Source organism: Bradyrhizobium sp. INPA03-11B (assembly GCF_040446015.1).
GTDB lineage: Bacteria > Pseudomonadota > Alphaproteobacteria > Rhizobiales > Xanthobacteraceae > Bradyrhizobium > Bradyrhizobium macuxiense_A.
The window spans coordinates 17,527-41,182 of record NZ_JASGSR010000061.1 but is presented as its reverse complement, the minus strand read 5'-3'; the positions used below and the strand labels follow the sequence as shown (position 1 = coordinate 41,182).

21 protein-coding genes are annotated in these 23,656 nt (G+C 65.1%); 15 read left to right on the top strand and 6 right to left on the bottom strand.

Going from position 1 to position 23,656, the window contains the following annotated elements:
* Positions 1-254 precede the first annotated feature (254 nt).
* Complete coding sequence (locus tag QMZ05_RS24195; protein ID WP_353703017.1) at positions 255-995, top strand: metallophosphoesterase family protein; 741 nt, start codon at positions 255-257, stop codon at positions 993-995.
* Positions 996-1,195: 200 nt separating this feature from the next.
* Here the strand turns inward: QMZ05_RS24195 and QMZ05_RS24190 are convergent, their stop codons facing one another.
* The 5 genes from QMZ05_RS24190 to QMZ05_RS24170 all read right to left on the bottom strand — a co-directional run bounded on the left by QMZ05_RS24190 (position 1,196) and on the right by QMZ05_RS24170 (position 6,430).
* Positions 1,196-2,113, bottom strand: coding sequence for a YiiG family protein (locus QMZ05_RS24190; protein ID WP_353703025.1), 918 nt, complete (start codon positions 2,111-2,113; stop codon positions 1,196-1,198).
* A 208-nt stretch (positions 2,114-2,321) separates the two neighbouring features.
* On the bottom strand, positions 2,322-2,957 hold the full coding sequence (locus tag QMZ05_RS24185; RefSeq protein ID WP_353703016.1) for an arylsulfatase: 636 nt from the start codon (positions 2,955-2,957) through the stop codon (positions 2,322-2,324).
* A gap of 183 nt (positions 2,958-3,140) precedes the next feature.
* Complete coding sequence (locus QMZ05_RS24180; protein ID WP_353703015.1) at positions 3,141-4,151, bottom strand: amino acid ABC transporter substrate-binding protein; 1,011 nt, start codon at positions 4,149-4,151, stop codon at positions 3,141-3,143.
* Positions 4,152-4,193: 42 nt separating this feature from the next.
* The gene (locus QMZ05_RS24175; protein ID WP_353703014.1) at positions 4,194-5,549 is read right to left on the bottom strand and encodes an aspartate aminotransferase family protein; all 1,356 of its coding nucleotides are present in this window, start codon (positions 5,547-5,549) and stop codon (positions 4,194-4,196) included.
* A 5-nt stretch (positions 5,550-5,554) separates the two neighbouring features.
* Positions 5,555-6,430: a MurR/RpiR family transcriptional regulator gene (locus tag QMZ05_RS24170; RefSeq protein WP_353703013.1), complete on the bottom strand. Its 876-nt coding sequence runs from the start codon at positions 6,428-6,430 to the stop codon at positions 5,555-5,557.
* Positions 6,431-6,601: 171 nt separating this feature from the next.
* Here QMZ05_RS24170 and QMZ05_RS24165 point away from each other — a divergent pair, with 171 nt between their 5' ends.
* From QMZ05_RS24165 to hemC, 14 genes are all read left to right on the top strand, one after another.
* A complete protein-coding gene (locus tag QMZ05_RS24165; RefSeq protein WP_353703024.1) occupies positions 6,602-7,714 on the top strand; it encodes an ABC transporter permease subunit in 1,113 nt (370 codons plus the stop codon).
* Position 7,715: 1 nt separating this feature from the next.
* Positions 7,716-8,837, top strand: coding sequence for an ABC transporter permease subunit (locus tag QMZ05_RS24160; RefSeq protein ID WP_353703012.1), 1,122 nt, complete (start codon positions 7,716-7,718; stop codon positions 8,835-8,837).
* Positions 8,838-8,968: 131 nt separating this feature from the next.
* A complete protein-coding gene (locus QMZ05_RS24155) occupies positions 8,969-9,763 on the top strand; it encodes an FCD domain-containing protein (protein WP_353703011.1) in 795 nt (264 codons plus the stop codon).
* Between the two features lie 24 nt (positions 9,764-9,787).
* The gene (locus QMZ05_RS24150) at positions 9,788-11,206 is read left to right on the top strand and encodes an amidase family protein (protein WP_353703010.1); all 1,419 of its coding nucleotides are present in this window, start codon (positions 9,788-9,790) and stop codon (positions 11,204-11,206) included.
* 40 nt (positions 11,207-11,246) lie between these two features.
* Positions 11,247-12,677, top strand: a complete 1,431-nt coding sequence (locus tag QMZ05_RS24145) for an amidase family protein (RefSeq protein ID WP_353703009.1) — start codon at positions 11,247-11,249, stop codon at positions 12,675-12,677.
* 224 nt (positions 12,678-12,901) lie between these two features.
* Entirely contained in the window at positions 12,902-14,122 is a 1,221-nt protein-coding gene (locus QMZ05_RS24140; RefSeq protein ID WP_353703008.1) for an ABC transporter substrate-binding protein, read from the top strand.
* Between the two features lie 1,239 nt (positions 14,123-15,361).
* Complete coding sequence (locus tag QMZ05_RS24135) at positions 15,362-16,114, top strand: hypothetical protein (RefSeq protein ID WP_353703007.1); 753 nt, start codon at positions 15,362-15,364, stop codon at positions 16,112-16,114.
* A gap of 124 nt (positions 16,115-16,238) precedes the next feature.
* The gene (locus tag QMZ05_RS24130) at positions 16,239-17,831 is read left to right on the top strand and encodes a flavin monoamine oxidase family protein (protein WP_353703006.1); all 1,593 of its coding nucleotides are present in this window, start codon (positions 16,239-16,241) and stop codon (positions 17,829-17,831) included.
* Complete coding sequence (locus tag QMZ05_RS24125; RefSeq protein WP_353703005.1) at positions 17,831-18,238, top strand: cytochrome c; 408 nt, start codon at positions 17,831-17,833, stop codon at positions 18,236-18,238. Before QMZ05_RS24130 ends, QMZ05_RS24125 begins: the two co-directional genes overlap by 1 nt.
* A gap of 25 nt (positions 18,239-18,263) precedes the next feature.
* On the top strand, positions 18,264-18,752 hold the full coding sequence (locus QMZ05_RS24120) for a Rid family hydrolase (RefSeq protein WP_074128993.1): 489 nt from the start codon (positions 18,264-18,266) through the stop codon (positions 18,750-18,752).
* 142 nt (positions 18,753-18,894) lie between these two features.
* Positions 18,895-20,313, top strand: coding sequence for a M20/M25/M40 family metallo-hydrolase (locus tag QMZ05_RS24115; protein ID WP_353703004.1), 1,419 nt, complete (start codon positions 18,895-18,897; stop codon positions 20,311-20,313).
* Entirely contained in the window at positions 20,313-21,131 is an 819-nt protein-coding gene (locus QMZ05_RS24110) for an aspartate dehydrogenase (protein WP_353703003.1), read from the top strand. Before QMZ05_RS24115 ends, QMZ05_RS24110 begins: the two co-directional genes overlap by 1 nt.
* Positions 21,131-21,751 (top strand): bifunctional nicotinamidase/pyrazinamidase, encoded by a 621-nt coding sequence (gene pncA, locus QMZ05_RS24105; protein WP_353703002.1) that lies wholly within the window; start codon positions 21,131-21,133, stop codon positions 21,749-21,751. The genes QMZ05_RS24110 and pncA overlap by 1 nt, the downstream gene beginning before the upstream one ends.
* Before the next feature lie 87 nt (positions 21,752-21,838).
* Positions 21,839-22,825: a hydroxymethylbilane synthase gene (gene hemC / locus QMZ05_RS24100; protein ID WP_353703001.1), complete on the top strand. Its 987-nt coding sequence runs from the start codon at positions 21,839-21,841 to the stop codon at positions 22,823-22,825.
* A gap of 21 nt (positions 22,826-22,846) precedes the next feature.
* On the opposite strand, the gene QMZ05_RS24095 is transcribed toward hemC, so the two are convergent.
* Positions 22,847-23,635, bottom strand: a complete 789-nt coding sequence (locus tag QMZ05_RS24095; protein WP_353703000.1) for a crotonase/enoyl-CoA hydratase family protein — start codon at positions 23,633-23,635, stop codon at positions 22,847-22,849.
* Positions 23,636-23,656: the final 21 nt, after the last annotated feature.

Sequence of the window (23,656 nt, the reverse complement as noted above, 5' to 3'; positions counted from 1 at the left end):
GTGGACTACGCGGAGCCTGTCATTTGACCGGGCTTCGCGCGGACCTGGTGGCTAATCCACCGCGCGCCGAGCGCGCTACTGACCGCACGGCAGTTCATCTCTTGCGGCAAACAACAGAGCCTGTTACCGATTGGCTCAGCGCCGATTTGACGATCAGCTTGCGGGCGCTTCAACAAGTACAGCTAAAGCGAATGCTCACTGTTGTCTGTCCGCGAGACCGTCATCGGCCGTCCAAAGATGTGGAAGGCTGACAGATGAAGTTTGCTGCAATTGCCGACATACATGGAAACTGTCTCGCACTCGAAGCAGTGCTTCGCGACATCGAAGCTCGAGGGATCCGAGATATCGTCAATCTTGGTGATCATTTGAGTGGCCCGCTTGAAGCGCGACGGACGGCCGATCTCCTGATGGCGCGGCCAGTCACAAGTATCAGGGGGAACCATGATCGGCAGCTGGTTGAGCTTTCGCTCGAGGCCATGGGACCATCAGATCGACATGCTTACCATCAGTTGGAGAAACAACACCTCGAGTGGCTGGCCGGTCTTCCGGCAAGTGCGATGTTTCGTGATGAGGTATTCCTTTGTCATGGTACGCCCGCCAGCGACACAACCTATTGGCTGGAAACGGTGACGAGCGCCGGACGCATTTGCACGACTCCTATTGAGGAAATTGAACATCGCGCGGCCGGAATCAACGCTTCACTGATCCTGTGCGGGCACACTCATATCCCGCGGGTGATCCGCTTGCGAGATGGCCGATTAATCGTCAACCCCGGCAGCGTTGGCTGCCCCGGTTACGACGACACAGTACCCGTTCCACACAAAATGGAGACCGGTACCCCGGACGCCTGTTACGCGGTCCTGGAGCGATCGCAGCAAGGCTGGAACACCACGTTTCGCTATGTGCCCTACGATCATCTCTCAATGGCTGAATTGGCACGTCGCAACGGTCGAGCCGAATGGGCGAGCGCGCTGGCTAGTGGTTGGATCCGGTAGCCGATTGTCACCGAGCCTGCGAACCGATTGCGCGACTAGTGGAGTACAATGACGCCGCGCATCAGGACTGTAGGATGGATGAGCCGCAAGGCGTAATCCGCCACTGTCTCTGCGTCGCGGTGGATTACGCCGGAGCCTGTCGTCGGGCCGCGCTTTGCGCGGACCCGATGGGCTAGTCCACCCAACGCAGCTGCGGTGGTTCAGATGCGGGCGCCGCGGTTGTAGCCGTCGACGAGTTGATTGTAGTCGCGCATCAGCCGGGCCGGCGATCCTTCCACCATCCAGCCGGAGCCGGCGTTGCTCAGCATCATCTTCTCACCCGAGCTGTAAGGCACCTTGTCGCGGACGCGGCGCATCAGTTGCTTGGCCGTGGTGAGGAATGATTTGGCGCTGCCGATGAACATCGAGCCGAGCTTGACGTCGCCGTCCTTGCCGGAGGCGTCCTCGGTTGCCTTCACCGTGGCCTCATACTCGTTGAGCGCCTGGGTTATCGTGTCGATATCGGGTTTGTCGGCCTGCTGCGCGCGAAGCACGCGTTTGGCCTGGATCATCAGGGCCTCGACATAGTAGTGCGACTTGCGGCCTTCGCTCGCCTCGATCGCGGCCAGCTGTTCGGCGGCGCGCTTGTCATTGATCGCCTCGACGCCGGCGCGCAACGCCTTGTCGGCGCTGGCAAAGGCGTCCCATGCCGCGACCAGGCGCGGATGCAGCGCCTTGCCCTTGGCCATCTTGTCGTCCTTGTAGTTCTCCTGGCTGTAATAGTCGTCGGCCTCCTTCAACAGCGGCTCGAGCGTGGTGACGGCCGCAACATAGGCATTCGCCGCGGCTTCAAGCTCGGCATCATGCGGGTCCGCCGCATTGGCGGCCGCGACGCTCGTCTTGCAGTCGGAGGTGTCGTAGATCGTGTAGGTGCCGTAGATGATCCGCTCCTTGCCGGTGGGACCGCTCTTGGCGGCCCAGGAAAAGTAGCGGTCGCGGGATTCGTACGATCGCGCCGAGAGACGGTTGATGCACCCGACATAGGCATTCATCTTATGCGTCAGTTGCACGCTCGCCGGTGACGCAGGCGGGGTCTGTTGGGCGGCGGCCGGCTCAAGAAAGGCAATGATGGCCGCAATCACAGGGAAAGTCAGATTTCGCATCAGGAGTTTGCCCTCATCTCAGCCGGAAACTGGCCGCGCAAGTGTAGGAAGATTATGTGACGGCAGAAGGTGACGTCACGAAGCATCGGCCGAGGCCGCGCGGCACATTATCGATGAACGTGTTGATCGGCTACGGGGCAAACGCCGTCGATTGATCGTCGGAGCTCGGAGTGTGACGGCGCCCCTACTTGATTCCGAGCATCGCCTTCAGCTTGAGCACTGCGCTGTCGGGCGTCGTCAGCACTGGCCGGCCGGTCACCTCGGCGACGCGTTCGGCCGCGGGCGCCATGCTGTATTGGGCGAGCGCGATCAGATCGCAATCGCGCAAATCCCTCGCTGCCTCGACCACGATGCGGTCGTGCTCGGCACGGTCGCCGCGATCGAGCGCGGCCAGCGCGCCCTCGGCGAGCTTCGGCACGAGTGTTACCGACGTTGGAAATTCCGGCGGCATCGACACCAATGTCGGCGGGAAGGTCGAGAGCAGGCCGATCCGTTTTCCCTTGGCGACTGCCTGTTCGATCATCGCCTCGTTGGGCTTCAGCACCGGCATCGGCGCGTGCGCGCGCGCCACCGCCTCGATGCAGGGCCCGAATGCCGAGCAGGTAAAGAGAATGCCGTTGGCGCCGGTGCTGGCCGCATAGCGGCCCATGGTCAGAAAGCGCTCGCTCATGCGATCGGTGAGCTTGCCATCGCGCGCGAGGTCGGCCGACAGGCTGTCGTCGAGCAGGTTCATCAGCCGCGCCTCAGGCCAATGGCGCGCGAACGAGGCCTCGATCGGCACGATCGAATGCTTCAGGGCATGAATGAGCGTGATGCGCATGAGGTTGTTACCGCCTCTTTCTTTTTCTCCCTCTCCCCGCGGGCGGGGTGAGGTCAAAGTTTGCAACCTATCAACTCGTCATTGCGAGGAGCGTTAGCGACGAAGCAATCCATCTCTAGACTTGTGGCGCGATGGATTGCTTCGCTTCGCTCGCAATGACGGGAGAGATGGATTCTCAGGTCATCACTTGAACGGGATCGCGTACATCAACCCGCCCTTGCTCCAGGTGGCGTTGAGGCCGCGCTCGAGCTTCAGGGGGCTTGCCTTGCCGACATTGCGCTCGAATATCTCGCCGTAATTGCCGCCGGCCTTGATCGCCGCGACCAGCCATTTGTTGTCGAGGCCGAGCCGGGAGCCGAGATCCCCGGATGCGCCGAGTAGGCGCTGGATCGCCGGGACCTGCGACTTCGCCATCTCGTCGACATTGGCCTGGGTGACGCCGAGTTCTTCGGCTTCGACCAGGCCGTAATGCAGCCAGGTGATGATGTCACTCCAGACCTCGTCGCCGTTGCGGGTGAACGGGCCGAGCGGCTCCTTGCTGATGGTCTGCGGCAGGACGACATAGTCGTCGGCTTTCGGTGCTGCGGTCGCGACCGCGCCGGCGAGCGCCGAGGCGTCCTGGGTCATGGCATCGCAGCGGCCGCCGAAGAAAGTCTGGTACATGGTGTCGGGGCGGTCGAACACCAGCGGCTTCCAGTCGATGCCGTTGGCGCGGCCGTAATCGCCGAGCGTCACCTCATGCGTGGTGCCTTGGGCTACGCAGACGGTCGCGCCCTTGAGATCCTTCAGCTCCTTCACGCCGAGGTCCTTCTTCACCACAAAACCCTGGCCGTCGTAGAAATTGACCGGGCCCTGGCGCAGGCCGAGTGTGGTGCCGCGCAAGTAAGTCTGCGTCGAGTTGCGGTAGAGCACGTCGATCTCACCGGACTGCAGCGCGGTGAAGCGGTTCTGCGCGGTCAGCGCGACATAGCGTACCTTGGCCGGATCGCCGAGGATGCCGGCGGCGAGCGCGCGGCAATAGTCGACGTCGAGTCCCTTGAAGTTGCCCTGCGAGTCCGGCGCCGAGAAGCCGGCGAACCCGGTCGAGACACCGCACACCAGCGTGCCGCGCTGCTTGACGGTGTCGAGCGTCGCCGCGCTTGCGGTCGAGAGCCCTGCGACGAGCAAGCTCGCCGCGATCAATACCTTCCTCATTTTGTCCTCCTCCCTTCCTGTTTCAGCATGATCCTCTCCGGATCATGCTCCGTGACCGATGTCCTTCAATGCGCTGTCTACTGCAACGCCTAGTCTTTCGACGATCATGTCGATGTCGCCGGAAGTTGCGATATAGGGCGGGCCGAGCAGCACATGGTCGCCGCGCTGGCCGTCGGCGGTGCCGCCCGACGGATAGCAGCCAAGCCCGCCGGCGAAGGCCGCGGACTTGATCCGCTGATGCAATTTCAGCTTGGAATCGAACGACTGTCGCGTGCCGCGGTCGGCGACCAGCTCGATGCCCCAGAACAGGCCGCGGCCCCTGATGTCGCCGACATGGCGATGATTGCCGAAGCGTTCGACCAGCCGCTGCTCGAGCTGGCGGCCGCGCTCCTTGACCTGATCGAGCAGCTTCTCCTCGGCGATCACCTTCTGCACCTCGAGCGCCGCGGCGCAGGCGAGCGGATGCCCCAGATAGGTATGGCCGTGCTGGAACGTGCCGGAGCCGTTGCGCACGGTGTCGACGATGCTGCCGCTTGCGAGCATTGCGCCGATCGGCTGATAGCCGCCGCCAAGGCCCTTGGCGATCGCCTGGATGTCGGGCGAGATGCCCTCCTGCTCCCACGCATGCAGCGTGCCGGTGCGGCCCATGCCGCACATCACCTCGTCGAGGATGAGCAGCGCGCCGTGGCGGTTGCAGATCTCGCGCACCGCCTTGAAGTAACCTTCCGGCGCCGGCACGCAGCCGGCAGTGGCGCCGACCACGGGCTCGGCGATGAAGGCCGCAACCGTGTCGGGGCCGAGCCGTTGGAATTCGGCCTCCAGCTCGGCGGCAAGCCGGGCCACAAAGGCCGCCTCCGATTCATCGTCGCGCTTCTCGTGATAGGCGAAGGCGGGGGTGACATGGCTGAACGACGGCGACAGCAGCGGCGCGTAGGGCTCGCGGCGCCAGGCATTGCCGCCGGCCGACAGCGCGCCGAGCGTGTTGCCGTGATAGCTCTGCCGCCGCGCGATGAAGCGCGCACGCTTCGGCTCGCCGCGCTCGATGAAATATTGCCGCGCCAGCTTGATCGAGGCCTCGATCGCCTCCGAGCCGCCGCTGACGAAATAGACATAGCCGAGGCCGCCGGGCTCATGGCCGACCAGCCGCTCGGCGAGCTCTTCCGCAGGCTCCGACGAGAAGAAGCTGGTGTGCGCGTAAGCAAGCTTTGAGGCCTGCTTGGCGATGGCTGCCAGAATCCGCGGATGCTGATGACCGAGGCAGGACACTGCGGCGCCGCCGGAGGAATCCAGAATGCGGTGGCCATCCTCCCCGATCAACCAGACGCCTTCGCCACCAACCGCCTTTGGCGGGGTCTCGCGCAGGCTGCGATGCATCACGCGGCTCTTGTTGGCGGCCATGACGGTCATCCTTTCTCGACGGTGTATTGCGACATCTTGGCAAGCCTGGCCTCGGTCTCCTCCAGCTTGCGTTTTGCCCCTGCGCCGCCCAGCGTGAAGGCGACGGCGGCGAGCGACTGGGCGACTGCGATCGCGCCCGTGAGACTGGGGAAGAAGCCGGGCGAGGAGGCGGCCTCGAACAGCAGCAGGTGATCGGCGCCCTCGGCCATCGGCGCTGCGATCGTGTCGGCGATCGCGATCAGCGTGGTGCGCGCCTGATGCGCCGCTCGCGCCGTCTCGACGCTGACCAGCGTGTAGGGCGCAAAGCCGATCACGACCACCGCGTCGTCGGCGCGGAAGGCACCGTGGTCGAGATCGAACGGGCCGGAACCGCCGACCAGCTGTACGGCATCGGGGCGGAACAGGCGAAGCTGATAGGTGAGCAGTTCCGCAACGCTGCGGCAGCTGCGAAATCCCGTGATCCAAATCCGGCTCGCCGTGTGCAGCGCACGCGCGGCGTCGGCGATCGCGTTCGCGGGAATGCGCGCAAGGCCCGCAGCTTCCGCCTCGAGCTTGTCATGCACCAGTTTGACGTCGGCATTCGGCCCGCCGCGGCGGCTCTTGGCGCGGCCGGAGAACGGGGAACCCTGCGCTGGCCTGCGCGCCTCGGTGAGTGCAGCGCGCAATTCGTCCCAGCCGGAATAGCCGAGCGCCTTTGCCAGACGAGTGAAAGAAGCTGGATCGGCGCCGGCGACGGAGGCAAGCTCGCGCATCGAGCGGGTGGTGGCGTCGTAATCATTGGCTGCGACAAACCGACCAACCTCCTGCAACCGCATTGGCAGCGACGGCAATGCGCTGCACAATTCGTTCAGGGGCGATGGTTTCGGCTGTGCCTGGGCCATGAAACATATGTTGCACATTTATCAAATTGGTGCAACATATGACGCGCGCATAAGAGCGCATAGCAGAAGATCGCTTCTCACCGGGATCCTTGTGCTGTGACGACATCGACGCCGAAACGCCCTCCCGCCCGGCCCTGGCGGCTTTCGCTCAGCGACCCCCGCGTCGCCGGCCTGTTCTGGCAGGTCCTGGTGGTCGGAATCGCGGTCGCGATCGTTGCGTTCCTGTGGTCGAACGCGATCCATAATCTCTCGGTGCGGCGCATCTCGACCGGCTTCGCCTTCCTCGGCCGCGAAGCCGGCATGCCGATCGCGGACAGCTGGATCGACTACACGCCGAGGGACACTTATCTCCGCGCCTTCATCGTCGGCATCGTCAACACGCTGCGCGTCGCCGTGATCGGCATCGTGCTGGCGACCGTGATCGGTACGCTGGTCGGCATCGCGCGGCTGTCGTCGAACTGGCTGTTGGCGCGGCTTGCCGCCGTTTATGTCGAGGTGCTGCGCGACCTGCCGCTGCTGCTGCAGCTTTTGTTCTGGTACGTGCTGATGCAGGGCCTGCCGGCGGCGCGCCAGGCGTGGAAGCCGGTCGAGGGCGTCTATCTTTCCAACCGCGGCCTGATCCTGCCGTCGGTCCCGCTGCATGAAGCTAATTGGTGGACCATCCTGGCGCTGGTCGCAGGCCTGATCGTTTTCACTTTCGTCAGGCGCCGCCTGATCGCGCAGCAGATGCTCGATGGCAAAGCGCGCCCGGCCTGGCCCTACGCGCTCGGCCTCGTCGTCGCGCTCCCTGCGCTGGTGTCGTTCCTCTCCGGCGCGAGCTGGAGCATCACGCTGCCGGAGCTGCGCGGCTTCAACTTCGTCGGCGGGCTGACCCTGGCGCCGGAGTATTTCGCGCTGCTGATCGCGCTCGTCAGCTACACCTCGGCCTTTATTGCGGAAATCGTGCGCAGCGGCATCCAGGCGGTGCCGCGCGGCCAGTCGGATGCAGCCAAGGCGCTCGGGCTGAAGCGCAGCTTCGTGTTGCAGCACATCGTGCTGCCGCAGGCGCTGCGCGTCATCATCCCGCCGATGACCAGCCAGTACCTGAACCTGACCAAGAATTCCTCGCTCGCGGTCGCGGTCGGCTACCAGGACATCGTCTCCGTCGCCAACACCACGCTGAACCAGACCGGGCAGGCGATCGAGTCGATCGCGCTGATCATGATGGTGTTCCTCACCATCAGCCTCGGCATCAGCCTGTTCATGAACTGGTACAATGCGCGCATCGCGCTGGTGGAGCGCTGACATGAGCTCGGTCGCACACCTGCCGCAGGATCCGTTGCCGATCGGCCCGCGCCCCGCACCGCGTGCGCTCGGTGGTCATCTCACCGCGTGGCTGCGCGCCAATCTATTCGCCTCGATCCCCTCGAGCATCATGACGCTGCTCTTGCTGTTCCTGCTCGGCAAGGCGTGCATCGGCCTCTGGCAATGGGGCATTGCCAACGCGGTCTGGATCGTCTCCGGCAACGACAGCAGCGCCTGCCGCGCGCTGCGCGGCGCCGGCGCCTGCTGGGCCGTCGTGCCCGAGAAGTACCGTTTCATCCTGTTCGGCACCTATCCGTTCGACGAGCAGTGGCGGCCGGCGCTCGCGGTCGTGATCTTCATCGCGCTGTTCGCGGTCTCGAGCCGCCGCAGCTTCTGGCGCAAGGAGCTGTTCCTGCTGTGGGCCGCGGCCCTGGTCGTGATCGGCTGCCTGATGTGGGGCGGCTTCCTCGGCCTCTCCTTCGTCACGCAGGACCGCTGGGGCGGGCTGCCGGTGACGCTGATCCTTGCGACCTTTGGATTGGCGTTCGGCTTCCCGCTCGGCATCCTCGTCGCGCTCGGCCGCCGCTCGAAACTGCCGGCGATCCGTTCGCTCTGCGTGCTCTATGTCGAATTGATCCGCGGCGTACCGCTAATCAGCCTCTTGTTCATGGCGAGCGTGATGTTCCCGCTGTTCATGCCCGACGGCGTCAACATCGACAAACTCTTGCGCGCGCAGATCGCCTTCATCCTCTATGCCGGCGCCTATCTTGCCGAAGTGGTGCGCGGCGGCCTTCAGGCGGTGCCGCGCGGACAATATGAGGCGGGGGATGCGCTCGGCCTGTCCTATTGGCAGAAGCACGCGCTGATCGTGCTGCCGCAGGCGATCCGCCACGTCATCCCGCCGCTGGTCAACACCTTCATCGCCTTCTTCAAGGACACCAGCCTGGTCCTGATCATCGGCATCTTCGACCTCCTGACGACCGCCAAGACCGCGATCGTCGATCCGGCCTGGCAGTCGTTCAGCGTCGAGGTCTACGTCTTCGTCGGCGTGATCTACTTCGTGTTCTGCTTTGCGATGTCGCGCTACAGCCGCAGCCTCGAAGCGCAGCGCGGAACGAACTGAGCGATCATCGCTCTTCGTCAATTCCTCAAATGTTCGGTCTGCCGTCATGCCCGGGATGAGCCCCAGGCAGAATGGCCCTTTGGGGCGATCGCCCCTTGCCAAGCCGTCTCGATCCTATTTATGATCATAAAATGGATAAATCGGCCCTTCCGTCCCTGGACCCGTCGCGCCGCGCCTCGATCAAGCGCAAGCGGTCGGACGCGGTTGCCGACCTGATCCGCAGCCACATCTTCCAGGCCGGCTTGCAGCCTAACGACCGGCTGCCGCAGGAATCCGAACTGATCGAGATGTTCGGCTGCAGCCGCTCGACCATCCGCGAGGCGCTGAAATCGCTGGAAGTGCAGGGGCTGGTGCAGAACACCACCGGGCCCGGCGGCGGCGCACGGGTGGCGCCGGTGTCGATCAACCGGATCGTCGGCCTGCTCAGCAACTACTTCTATTTCCAGTCGATCTCGACCGCGCAGATCTACCAGATCCGCCGCCTGATCGAGCCAGAGCTCGCCTTCAGCGTGGTCGGCCACCTCACGACGGAGCATCTCAAAGCGCTCGACAAGGCGATCGCGGTTCAGGAGCATCATCCCGGCGGCGCGGAGGATTGGGAGCATCACCGCCACGCCGAGATCGACTTCCACGACATCCTGATCGAGGCCTGTCCCAATCCGCTGCTTGGCCTCGTCGCCCGCTTCGTCAACGAGGCGATCCGCCATTTGATCGGCAAGCTTGGCGTGCAGGAATTCGCATCCAGCTTCACCTGCGAGAACATCGAGTTTCACAAGCGCCTGATGGCCGCGTTCCGTTCCGGCAACGCGGCGCGCGCGCGGCGCGTGATGCTCGATCACGTGCTGAGCGCCGAAGCCGTGGTCGTCCCCGCGGAAGACCGGCGGATGGACCTGCCGGTCTTTCACCAGCCGTTGCGGCTCGACTGAGCATTTGCGTTGGAGGAAACAACAATGGTCACGCGGCACGAGAATGAGTTGTGGAGCTGGTCGGCGATCGACCTGGCGCGCGCGATCGCAACGCGCGCGATTTCCAGCCGGGACGCCGTGCAGTCCAGCCTCTACCGCATCGCCGCGGTCAATCCGGCCTTGAATGCCGTGGTCGAGGTGCTGGCCGATGAAGCGCTGGCCGCCGCGGATGCGGCGGATGCCGCGGTGAAATCTGGCGCGGAGCTCGGCGTGCTGCATGGCGTGCCGGTCACGATCAAGGTCAATGTCGATCAGCGCGGCCACGCCACCACCAACGGCGTTGTCGCCTTCCGCGACGTCATCGCCACCGAGGACAGCCCGGTGGTCGCGAATTTTCGCAAGGCGGGGGCCGTCATTGTCGGCCGCACCAACACGCCGGCGTTCTCGCACCGCTGGTTCACCAACAACGATCTGCACGGCGCGACCTATAATCCGTGGGGCCGGCACCTGACGCCGGGCGGCTCCAGCGGCGGGGCCGCGTCGGCGGTCGCTTCCGGCATGGGCGCGATCGCGCATGGCAATGATTTTGGCGGCTCGATCCGCTATCCGGCTTACGCCTGCGGCGTCGCCGGCCTGCGCCCGACGCCGGGGCGGATCCCCGCGTTCAATCCGTCGGCCACCAGCGATCGTCCGATCACGGCGCAGATGATGTCGGTGCAGGGACCGCTCGCGCGCTCGGTCGCCGATCTGCGCGCCGGCCTCGCTGCGATGGCGCAGGCGGATGCGCGCGACGGCACTTGGCTGCCGGTGCCCCTGCAAGGCACGCCGCTGAAGCGACCGATCGGCGTTGCGATCGCGCCGGCGCCATTCGGCGACGAGGCGCCGGAGATCAGCGCAGCGGTGCGCGCCGCCGGACGCTGGCTCGCGGAGGCCGGCTTTGCGGTGGAGGAGACCACACCGCCGCGGCTCGCAGAGGCCGCCGATCTCTGGCATCGCCTCGTCATCAATGAGGAGCGGCGTGTGCTGGCGCCGATGATCCGCAAATTCGGCGACGATCGGAGCCGCTACAATCTGGATGGCCATATTGCTTATGCGCCCGAGCTCGACGGCGATCAGGTGCTGGCCTGCTTCGAGCAGCGGCTCGCCATCGTGCGGGCCTGGCAGCTGTTCCAGGAGCGCTGCCCGGTCATCATCCTGCCGGTCTCCGCGCAGCTGCCGTTCCGCTTCGATCAGGATCAGGAAGACGCTGATGTGGTGCATGCGCTGCTTGACGCGCAGCGGCCGCTACTTGCGGTGCCTGCGCTCGGCTTTCCGTCGGTCGTGGTGCCGACCGGGACCGCCGGCGGCGTGCCGGTCGGCGTGCAGGTGATCGCCGGCCGCTTCCGCGAGGATGTCTGTCTCGCCGTCGCCGAGGTGATCGAGGCGCGCGCGTCGACGTTGACGCCGATCGATCCGCGCGACTGAACCAACAACAAAGCACTTAATATAACGGGAGGAATACCACGTGACGAAGACACCGATCTGGCAATGGTCCGCCGTGGACACGGCAGCGGCGATCAGGAACAACGAAGTGACATCGGAGCAGGTGGTTCGCGCCCATCTCGACCGCATGCAGGAGGCCAACCCGGCGCTCAACGCCGTCGTCGTCGATCTCGGCGCGTCGGCGATGCAGGCCGCCAAAGCGGCGGATGCGGCGCTGGCGGCGAGCAAAGGGAAGGGCGGCGCCGCCGGGCCGCTGCACGGCGTACCGGTCACGATCAAGATCAACATCGACGTCGAGGGCCAGGCCAATTCGAACGGCGTGGTCGCCTTCAAGGACAACATCGCGCCGGGCGACTCGCCGGTGACGGCCAATCTCAGGAAGGCCGGCGCCATCATCATCGGCCTGACCAACACGCCGGAATTCTCGCTGCGCGGCTTCACCGACAATCCGCTGCACGGCTTGACGCGCAATCCCTGGAACGCGGACGTGACCTGCGGCGGGTCATCGGGCGGCGCCGGCGCGTCGATCGCGGCTGGCATCGGCACCATCGCGCATGGCAACGACATCGGCGGCTCGCTGCGCTGGCCGGCGCATTGCAACGGCATCGCCACCATCAAGCCGACGCAGGGTCGCATTCCGGCGTTCAATCCCAGCGCTACGGCAGAGCGGCCGCTGATGGCGCAGTTCATGTCGTCGCAGGGACCCCTGGCGCGCCACGTCGCCGACGTGCGTCTCGGCCTCGAGGTGATGGCGCAGCGCGACCCGCGCGATCCCTGGTACGTGCCGGCGCCATTGACGGGGCCGAAGCCCGCCGCACCGGTCAAGGTCGCGCTCGCAAAGATCCCCGAGGACATGGCGACCGATCGCGGCGTGATCGCGCTTCAGCGCAAGGCGGCTGATCATCTGGCCGATGCGGGCTACGCGGTCAGCGAAGTCGAGGTGCCCGATCTCAACAAGGTCTGGCAGCTCTGGTGCGACCTGATCATGTCCGAGACCCGCGTTCTGTTGCAGGACCAGATGCTGGCGAACTCCAGCGCCGACTTCCAGAAGACGTTCCACGGCTTCATGGCGCTGGCGAACCCGCTCGATCAGGCCGGCTACATGAAGGCGATCGCCGAGCGGTCCCGTCATATCAGGAACTGGATGACGTTCCTCGAGCAGTATCCGCTGGTGCTGATGCCGACCTCGGTGCGCAAGACGCCGGAGGTCAATGCCGATCTCGGTGGCGACCAGCGCGTCAAGGAGTTGTTCTGGAACGACCTGCGCTTCATCTCGTCGATCAACGTGCTGGGGCTGCCGGCGGCCGTGGTGCCGGTCGGCCTGCATGAGGGCGTGCCGGTCGGCGTCCAGATCGTCGGCTCGCGCTATCGCGAGGATATGTGTCTCGATGCCGCCGAGGCGATCGAGCGCAAGGTTGGCACTCTGGCACGGCAATTGTGGGAGCGGCGCTGAGGCGATCCCGCATTATTCAATGGTATGATCCAAGGCACGCCGCGATGAAATTTCGTCCCGGCGTTCGCACGATTGGCGATGCGCGCGTGTCAGTGCCTCGGCCGTGTTCCTCCTCCCGGAATTTTGGTGCGGATTCGCAGAGCGCCATGCCGGCCAACGGGGTTGTCGGCGATCCCTGATTGCTTCAGGAGATCGTCCGAACCATCCGAATCCCTGGGAACGAAATGTCCATCACGAAACGCTCGCATGTCCTGATCGCAATTGCTGCGCTGTGTCTCTCCTTTGCCGCCGGCGCGGCTCGCGCAGAGGATGGCGTCCTGCGTGTCGGCATCATCACCGACATGAGCGGGCAATATTCCGACGGCAATGGCCCGGGATCGGTGATTGCGGCGCAAATGGCCGCGGAGGAAATCGGCGGCACGGTCGCCGGACGCAAGATCGAGATCATCTCGGCCGATCACCAAAACAAGCCTGACGTCGCGACCGGCATCGTGCGCAACTGGATCGACAACAAGGGTGTCGACGTGATCGCCGAAGGCGTCAATTCCGCGGTGGCGCTCGCGATCCAGACCGTGACGCGCGAACGCAAGAAGCTGTTCCTGATCTCGGGCTCCGGATCATCCGATCTCACCGGCAAGCAATGCTCACCGACCAGCGTGCAGTGGACTTACGACACCTATGCTTCCTCGAACGCCACCGCGAAGGCCGTGGTCGCGCGCGGCGGCTCGCCCTGGTTCTTCCTCACGGCCGATTATGCGTTCGGCCAGGCGCTGGAGCGCGACGCCAGCAAGGCCGTCACATCGGCCGGCGGCAAGGTGCTGGGGGCGGTCCGCCATCCCTTCGACACCGCCGATTTCTCGTCCTTCCTACTGCAGGCCCAGTCCTCCGGCGCCAAGATCCTGGCGCTCGCCAATGCCGGCTCCGACTTCCGCAACGCGGTGTCGCAGGCCGACGAGTTCAACATCCGCGCCAGCATGCAGCTCGTCGCGCTGCAAGTGACGCTCACCGACGTGCCCGCGCTTGGCCTCGCGCATGCGCACGATCTGCTGTTCACCGATTCCTTCTATTGGGATCGCACGCCCGAGACCCGCGTCTTCGCCCAGGAGTTCTTCAAGCGGCACGGCGCGATGCCGACGGCCTACCAGGCCGGCGTCAACTCGGCGCTCAGGCACTATTTCAAGGCGGTCGCTGCCACCAACTCGGTCGATTCCGAGACCGTGATCGCGCAGATGCGCAAGACCCCGGTCAACGATTTCTTTGCCCAGAACGGCGTGGTGCGCGAGGACGGCCGCATGGTGCACGACATGTATCTGATGCGCATCAAGAAGCCGGAAGAGTCCAAGAGCAAATGGGATCTCTACGAGTATCTTGCCACGGTGCCGGGCGACCAGGCCTTCCGTCCGCTCGATGAAGGCGGTTGCCCCTACGTCGCCAAGGCGCATTGAGGGCGCGCAAGACGATCCTTCCTTCGTAATTCCGGGGCTCGCGCGGCGCGATGACCGCGGACGCGGTGAGGTGAGCACACCTCTCAGGCTCCCTCTCCCCTTGCGGGAGAGGGTGGGGAGAGGGGTGGCCCCGGGTGAGATCATTGGCGTGAAGTTCTCGTGCGCAATCTCGGCTATGTGCCGTGCGTGCTCGCCTGACTGGAGAGGGCACGTCGTGTGGCACCCCTCTCCCTAACCCTCTCCCGCAAGGGGGAGAGGGAACCCTGCCGCCGGTGGCTCCCTCACGCGCGCGTGCCACTGAGTTGCCCGACGGCGCAAGCCCCCGCGACAAAAATATTTCGCTTTATCAGAAGTGCAACTCAGTGTTATAGATTGTCTCGTCTCACCCGATCGAGGGGCGCTTCGCGATCGTCACGAACGCGGGTCGAGATGCGGTGGACGCCGATTGCGCAACTGACGAGTGCGCGTGAGGCGGACGGCGAAGTCGTGTGGTCCTGACGCCCTCATGGCAGGTGTCTCTTCACATTGCGCGGTGCGCGTGGGGAAGACGGTGACAACAAAGCCAAGTCTCGCCGGGGAGAGCACGAAGTAAGCCGTAGCCCATCGCGCAGGGAAAGCCGGGTTGTTTCCGGTTACACCTGTGGTCCTACCCCCGAGCTTTCTACCCATCGCTCGGGGCCCATGGGTGCGATCGGCACCCGGCTTTCCCTGCGCCCTCTGTTCAAGGAGAGGGCGGAACGAAGAGCAAAGCTCGGACGATCATGTCGCGAGAATGCGGATGTGTGACTCCCAGGCGCTGCAACACATTCAGTGTCGTCCCGGCGAAGGCCGGGACCCATAACCACAAATGCAAATTGCTACGCAATGCTGGAACGACGAGTCCCGCCTACAACATCTGCTGCGGCGTATGGGTCCCGGCTCCCGTGCGCAATTGCGCACTAGGCCGGGACGACGTGGGGAGGGAGTCGTGTGTCCACCAACACCCGTCATCGCCCGGCCTCGACCGGGCGATCCAGTACGCCGAGGCCCATCGGCTCAAGCACTGCTGCCTCTGGAATACTGGATCACCCGCTTTCGCGGGTGATGACACCGGTGTTCGATATCTTCAATCGAGAACCATCCTCGTCGTCGTCCTGGCGTTTCGCCAGGACGACGGCTGTGATGAAATCGAGCGGTTCGTGTGTATCCGCCATCGCGAAATGACGTCAGCGTGACGACCGCATCCATACAAGGGGCACCATGACCAGCACCATCGAGACTTCCGACGGCGGCTACCGCTTCATGCCCGGCGTCAGTCAGTATTCCTGCGGCGTCAGTGCGCTGCCCGGTTTTGCCATCGAGCGGGTCAGGTTCGCCGAACCGGTGCCGCTGAGTGCGGGTTTCGAAAGGATAGCGCAAATCCTCAAAGCCGCCGGCCGTCCGCTGACCGCGTTCGGCGCCTGTGAACTGCGCTCGCCGGCGCCGTTCACCGAGGACGGGTTCAGGGCCTTCAACGAGATCTACATTAAGACGTTGATCGCCTGGGGCGTGATGCGTGACGGCGTCAATCCGGTGGCGCGCAGCAACGTCTGTCCAAAACTCGATCCGCCCGCGGAGCCGAGCTTCCACGCCTTCTGCTACACGGTGCCGGCTGCGAAGGATGCGCCGTCGAGCTTCGTGGTCGCCGGCAGCGGCGAGTCGGTCGAGGGCAAGGCCAATTATCGCGATCATACCGTCGCGCTCGGCGATAGCAGCCCGGCCGGCATTCTGGCGAAAGCAATATTCGTGCTGGGCGAGATGGAACGCCGCATGAATGCGTTCGGCGGCACCTGGAAGGACACCACCGCGGTGCAGCTCTACACCGTCCACGACGTCTATCCCGTGCTCGAAAGCGAACTCGGCCGCCGCGGCGTGCTGCGCAACGGCCTGACCTGGCATTTCGATCGGCCGCCGGTGGTCGGGCTCGACTTTGAAATGGATTGCCGGCGTGTGCACTGCGAGCGCGTGGTGTGATGTATCGGTTGCGTGACGCATCAAAAGCGCGTGTGGCTGCATGTGGAAGCGCGTGCCCTTTCTTGACACGGGTCGCGTCAACCGTTTCCCTTCGACATCGACGTCAGTGGCTGGGTGAACGCGGGTGCAGAACCAATCTGTGATCAGGCGGCGGGATTTGCTGGCGCTGATCGGGACTATCGCCGGCAGTTCGGCGATGTATCACGCGATGACGAGCCTCGGCTTCGCATCCGAGTCCGCCTACAAGGGGCCGCTCAAGCTCACGGGCGACGTGAAGGGCGCTTCGGTGCTGATTCTCGGCGCCGGGCTCGCCGGCATGACGGCGGCGCTGGAACTGCGCAAGGCCGGCTACAAGGTCCAGATCCTCGAATTCAACAATCGCGCCGGCGGCCGCAACTGGTCGATCCGCGGCGGCGACAGCTTTACCGAGCTCGGCGGCTTCAAGCAGACCTGCCAGTTCGAGCAGGGGCTCTATCTCAATCCCGGCCCATGGCGGATTCCCTATCATCATCGCGCGCTGCTCGATTACTGCCGGCGGCTCAACGTGACGCTGGAACCCTTCATCCAGCTCAACCACAACGCCTACCTGCATGCAACGCGTGCATTCGAGGGCAAGCCGCAACGCTTTCGCAGCATCAAGGCGGATTTCCAGGGCGGGGTGGCTGAGCTGCTGGCGAAAGTCAGCCAGCAAGGCAGGCTCGACGAGTTCGTCAGCAAGGAGGATCAGGAGATCCTGCTGCAGGCACTGCGCGACTGGGGCGCGCTGGATCGCGACTACAAGTACAATGCCAACCTGCGCTCCGCCGATGTCCGCGGATATGCGCGCGATCCCGGCGGCGGCTTGATGGGCGATCCGCTGCCCAGCGATCCGATCTCGCTGCAGGAGCTGCTGCGCTCGCGGATGTGGCGCTACGTCCAAAACTTTGCGCACTATGATTTCCAGCCCAGCATGTTCCAGCCGGTCGGCGGCATGGACATGATCGGCAAGGCGTTCGCGCGCGAGGTCGGCGATCTCATCCGCTATAGCGCCAAGGTCACGCAGATCCAGCAGAACGGCTCGGGCGTCACCGTGAGCTATGTCGACACCGCCAGTCCCTCCGCGGTGCAGCAGGCGACTGCCGACTGGTGCATCTGCACCATCCCGCTGCCGATCCTGAGCCAGCTGCCTCTGGATGTAAGCGGGCCGATGAAGAATGCGATCGATTCCTTGCCCTACGCCGCCTCGGTGAAGGTCGGGCTGCAGTTCAAGCGGCGGTTCTGGGAGGAGGATGAGGCGATCTACGGCGGCATCAGCTATACGGACCTGCCGATCCGGAATATCGGCTATCCGAACTATGGCTTCAACCGCGGCGGCCGCGGCGTGCTGCTCGGCGCCTATCTGTATGAGGGCGCCAATTCGTTCGAGTTCACGGCGATGACGCCGGCCGAACGGGTCGCCAGTGCGGTCGAATTCGGCGCCAAGATCCATCCGCAATACAAGAGCGAGTTCGAGAACGGCGTCGCGGTGGCGTGGCATCGGGTGCCGTTCACGCTCGGCTGCGCCGGGGAATGGACCGAAGCCGGGCGGGCGCAGCATTACCGCAATCTCTGCCAGATCGACGGCCGCATCGCGCTGGCGGGCGAGCACGCTTCGCAGCTGCCGGCCTGGCAGGAGGGTGCGATCCTGTCCGCGCTCGACGCCATTACCCGAATGCACGAACGCGTGGTGAAGACGTGATGAAGCAGACAGGAACATCTGTTGTCGCGGCGCTGCTGCTGCTGTCGGCGACCGCGGCGTCCGGTCAGGACAGCGGGGCGGGCAAGCGCACCTTCTCTTCGGGCTACCGTTTCGTGGAGATGACCGGCGAAGAGCTGTTCGGCAATGTCTGCCAGGGCTGCCACATGCCGGATGCGACAGGCGCGAGCGGCGCCGGCACCTATCCCTCGCTTGCCGGCAACAAGAATCTCGAAGCCGGCAGCTATCCGATCTATCTCGTCATCAACGGCCGCCGCGGCATGCCGGCGTTCGGCGACATGATGACCGATGGTCAGGTGGCCGCCGTTGTGAATTATCTGCGGACGCACTTCGGCAACAATTATCAGGACGCGGTGACGACCAAGGACGTTCAGGACGCCCGCCGCTGACCACGCAACTCACGGAGAGAGTTTGATGAAATTCATCGGTATTGTGTTGGGCGTCGCGCTGTCGGCGATGGCGACCACGGCCTCCGCTGACGTGGTCAGGCATCCGATTCCCAACTCGACATTCCCGATCGCGCAGGCCGTGACCGTCACCGGCAACACCACGACGGTCTATGTCAGCGGCCAGGTACCACCGGTCGTCAACAAGGATGCCGATCCGTCGAGCCCACAGGCCTATGGCGACACCAAGACCCAGACCGTCGGTGTGCTCAACCGCATCAAGGCCATTCTGGAAGGCCAGGGCCTTGGCATGGGCGATGTCGTCAAGATGCAGGTGTTCCTGGTCCACAACGCGTCCGCGCCGATGGACTTCAAGGCCTTCATGGAGGGCTACACCCAGTTCTTCGGCGGCAGCCAGCCGAACCTGCCGGCGCGCTCGGTGGTCGGCGTCGCCGCACTCGCCAATCCGGGCTTCCTGGTCGAGATCGAGGTGATTGCGGCCAAGGAAGCCAAATAAGACACGAAATAAGGACTCCAAATAGCGTGCGCGAAAGCGCGGAGCATGCGCGCGCAAATTGAAGGGCTCGCAGTCTTGCCAAAGCGCGTGTCGCCTGTCTGAATTCATCTCCAATCAGGTGGTGGAATTCTGGGAGAGCACGATGTCGCACAAGGCCCGAAACATGGTTCGATCGCTGCAACTCGCGGCAGCGATCGCTCCGGTGCTGCTCGCGTCCGGCGCCGGCGCGGAAGGACTGACCGAGCAGCAGCAATTCGCCCGCGGCATCTACCAGGAACTGGTCGAGATCAACACGACCACTGCGACCGGCGATACCCAGAAGGCGGCCGAGGCGATGGGCGCGCGGCTCCGCGCCGCCGGCTTCCCCGAGGGCGACGTGCAGGTGTTCTCGCCGGCGCCGCACAAGGGCAATCTGGTGGCGCGGCTGCACGGCTCGGGCGCGCGCAAGCCGATCCTGCTGGTCGCCCATATCGACGTCGTTCCTGCGCTTCGCGAGGACTGGTCGGTCGATCCGTTCAAGCTCACCGAGCAGGACGGCTATTTCTACGGCCGCGGCTCGAGCGACGACAAATACATGGCCTCCGCCTTCATCACCAACCTGATCCGCTACAAGAAGGAGGGCTACAAGCCCGACCGCGATATCATCGTCGCCCTCGAGACCGACGAGGAGATCCTCGATGCCAACGGTCTCGGCATGCAGTGGCTGATCAAGAACCACCGCGACCTGATCGACGCCGAGTTCGCGCTCAACGAAGGCGGCGGCGTCGGCCTCAAGAACGGCAAGGCGATCCGCAACAGCGTCCAGACCAGCGAGAAGGTCTCGATCGGCTATCAGCTCACCGTGAAGGATAGCGGCGGGCACTCGTCGCTGCCGCGCAAGGACAATGCGATCTACCGCCTCGCGGAGGGCCTGGTGCGGCTCTCCAAATACGACTTCCCGATGAATCTCAACGAGACGACGCGGATCTATTTCACGAAAACCGCCGAGGTCGACAAGTCGCATGCCGACGATATCAAGGCAATCCTGGCGCCGCAGCCCGACCCGGCAGCCCTGGCGCGATTGTCGGAGAATCCCGGCTACAACGCGCAGCTCCGCACCACCTGCGTTGCGACCATGCTGGAGGGCGGCCACGCCATCAACGCGCTGCCGCAACTGGCAACCGCCAAGGTGAACTGCCGGATCCTGCCCGGCGAGCCGGTCGAAGGCGTTCAGGCGACGATCGAGCGCGTGCTCGCCGACAAGCAGATTGCGGTGACCCCGACCGGCAAGGCCGTGCTGAGCCCGCCGTCGCCGCTGAACGAAGAGATCATGGGATCGATCGAGAAGCTGTCGAAGGAGTTTTGGCCGGATGCCGCGATCGTTCCTGTCATGAGCACCGGTGCCACCGACGGCAGCTACCTGCGCAATGCGGGAATTCCGACCTATGGTCATTCCGGGCTCGGCTCCGATGTCGATGACAACCGGAATCATGGCAAGGACGAGCGCGTGCTCGTAAAATCCTTCTACGAAGGCGAGGAATATCTCTATCGTCTGGTCAAGATGCTCGCCGGTGGGAAGTGATGGCTGACAACAAGACGAAGTTGCGGGTTGCGGTCGCCGGTCTCGGCGCGATCGGCACCGACGTCGTCAAGGCGCTCGATCAGGGCATCGAGGGCCTGACGCTGGTTGCCGTCTCGGCGTACAGCCCGGACAAGCACCGCGGCTGGGTCGCGGAGCTCAAATCTGCGCCGAAGCTGGTGCCGATCGAGCAGCTTGCCGAGATCGCCGACATCGTCGTCGAGTGCGCGCCGAGCAAGGTGGTGCGCTCGATCGTGGCGCCGGTGGTCGAGCGCGGCAAAACCGCCGTGGTGCTCAGTGTCGGCGCGCTGTTGCAGAACGAGGACCTCGTCGATCTCGCCAGGGCTCATGGCGGCCAGATCATCGTGCCGACCGGCGCGCTGATCGGGCTCGATGCGGTGACCGCGGCCGCGATCGGGACCATTCATTCGGCGAAGCTGGTGACGCGGAAGCCGGTCGCGGGTCTCGTCGGCGCGCCGCGTCTGGTCGAAAACAACATTCGGATCGAAGGCATCACCGAGCCGCTGCGCATCTTCGAAGGGAGTGCGCGTGACGCCGTCAAGGGCTTCCCGGCCAATATCAATGTCGCGGTGGCGCTGTCGCTCGCCGGCATCGGCCCCGATCGCACGAGGGTCGAGATCTGGGCGGATCCGACGGTGACGCGCAACACCCACCGCATCGAGGTCGATTCCGATTCCGCGCGGTTCTCGATGATGATCGAGAACATCCCCTCGGAAAACCCCAAGACCGGCCGCATCACCGCGCTGTCGGTGATCGCCTGCCTGCGCAAACTGCGCGCATCGTTGCGGATAGGCACCTGATGAAGATTGCGCCCGACGATCTGTTCCTGATCATTGATGTGCAGAACGATTTCTGCCCCGGCGGCGCGCTGGCGGTTGCCGACGGCGATGCCGTCGTGCCCGTGGTCAACCAGCTCGCCGGCCGCTTCGACCATGTCGTGCTGACTCAGGACTGGCATCCGGCGGGCCACAGCTCGTTTGCGACCTCGCATCCCGGTGCTGCACCATTCTCCTCGATCACCATGCCCTATGGGCCGCAAACGCTGTGGCCGGATCATTGCATCCAGGGCACCGCGGGAGCGGCGTTTCATCCCGGTCTCGCCACCGACCGGGCCGAACTCGTGATCCGCAAGGGATTTCGGGCCGCGATCGATTCCTATTCGGCGTTCTTCGAGAACGACCGGACGACGCCGACCGGCCTCGCCGGCTATCTGCGCGAGCGCGGCCTCAAGCGTGTCGTGATGGCCGGGCTCGCGACGGATTTCTGCGTGCAATATTCGGCGCTGGATGCGCGTCGGCTGGGGTTCGAGACCACGGTCGTGCTGCCGGGCTGCCGCGCCATCGACCTCGGCGGTTCGCTTGCTGCCGCCACCGCGGCGATGCGCGAGGCCGGCGTGGCGCTGGTTGAGGAGGTTGCCTGAGCCTGGCCCGCCAGAGGCAAAAACCATTGTTTTGACTGGCCTTTTGTTCTAATCCCCAGCCGTTGATGATCACGCAGCGGAGCTTTCGTGTCGGGACAGGTTTTGCGGATAGGGACGCGCAAGAGCGCGATGGCGCTCGCGCAGACGGACGAGGTCGCGCGGCTGCTGCGCGCCTCGGCGGGCGACCTTGCCGTCGAAATCGTCAAGTTCGAGACCCGCGGCGACCAGGATCAGACCAGCAAGCTGCTGCGCCACGGCGGCAAGGGCGGCGCCTTCGTCGCCGAGATCCGCGAGGCCATGCGCGCCGGCACGTTGCAGGCCGCGATGCATTCGCTGAAGGACGTGCCGGGCAATGAGGAGACGCCGGGACTCGTCCTCGCGGCGATGCTGGCGCGCGACGCCGCCAATGACAGCCTCGTGCTGCGTCCTGGCCTGTCGCTGGACACGCTCCGCGCCGCACGCGGTAAGGGCTTCATGATCGGCACCAACGCGGTGCGCCGCGCCGCCTATCTGCGCCGACTGTTTCCGGAAGCGACCGTGATCCATTATCGCGGCGCCGCCGACACGCGCGTCGCAAAACTCGATCGCGGCGACAAGCAGCGGCTGCCTGATGGCGGCGAGGTGGGGCCGGCGGATGCGCTTGTCATGGCGCGCTCCGGCCTCGAGCGCATCGGCATGACCGCGCGCATCGCGCATGATTTCTCCGTCAACGAAATGCTGCCGGCGGTGGGCCAGGGCATCGTCGCGGTCGAATGCGTCGAGACCGATTGGGCGACGCGGGCGCGCCTCGCGGCGATCGACAACGCGCAGTCGCGGCTTGCCGCCGAGGCCGAGCGCGAGGTGCTGTGGGTGCTCAACGGCCATTGCAATTCGCCGATCGCCGGCCACGCCACGCTCGCGGGAAGCGAGTTGACTCTGCGCGCCTCGGTGCTGGATGAGGCCGGCGCCGGCTTCATCGAGGTGACGCGGAGCGGGCCCGCCGATCGGCCGCGCGAACTCGGGCGTGCCGTCGGCATGGAGCTGCTCGCGAAGGGCGCCGCCGAGATCATCGCCCGCACCCGGGTCGTCGAATAGCGCTCGCGGCGCGTGCGGTTCTCAGGCGATGTCGGCGAAATCGCCGTGCCGGCCCTTGCCGCTTGCGAAGCGGCGGGCGCCGGCCTCGGTCTCGCCGCTCGCAACCGTCGCAAGCCCGAGACGAAACTCGTTCAGCGTGGCCTGGTCCCAGCCGAGTTCCCATTGCTCGATCGCGGAGAGCCGGTCGCTGCGCAGAGCCGCCTGCGGCAGCCGGCAGAGATCATCGGCGAGGCTGCGCGCCTCGGCGAGCGCCGTGCCTGCCGCAACCACGCGGTTGGCGAGCCCGATCCGTCCGGCCTCTTCGCCGGAGACGCCGCGTCCGGTGAGGATCATGTCCATCGCGCGGCTGTGCCCGATCAGCCGCGGCAGGCGCACGGTGCCGAGATCCATCAACGGCACGCCGAAGCGCCGGCAATAGACGCCGAAGGTGGCGTCGGTTGCTGCGACCCTTAGATCGCACCAGATCGCAAGCTCGAGCCCGCCGGCCACGGCCGGTCCCTCGATTGCGGCGATCACCGGCTTCGACAGCTTCATCCGCGTCGGGCCCATCGGGCCGTCGCCGTTCTCGACACGGTGGCCGCGATGGCCGGCCGCGGTGTGCTTGAGGTCGAAGCCGGCGCAGAACGCGCCGCCCGCGCCGGTCAGGATCGCGACCGATAGCGACGGATCGCGATCGAACGCGCGGAACGCCTGGGCCAGTCCCTGCGCGGTCTCCGGATTGACCGCGTTGCGCGCCTCGTCATAGCGATCGATGGTCACGATCGCGATCGCATGCTCGGTTCGGTATTTGACGGTCGGATGGTCCAGCATGGTCGGTCCTCGGTACGCAAT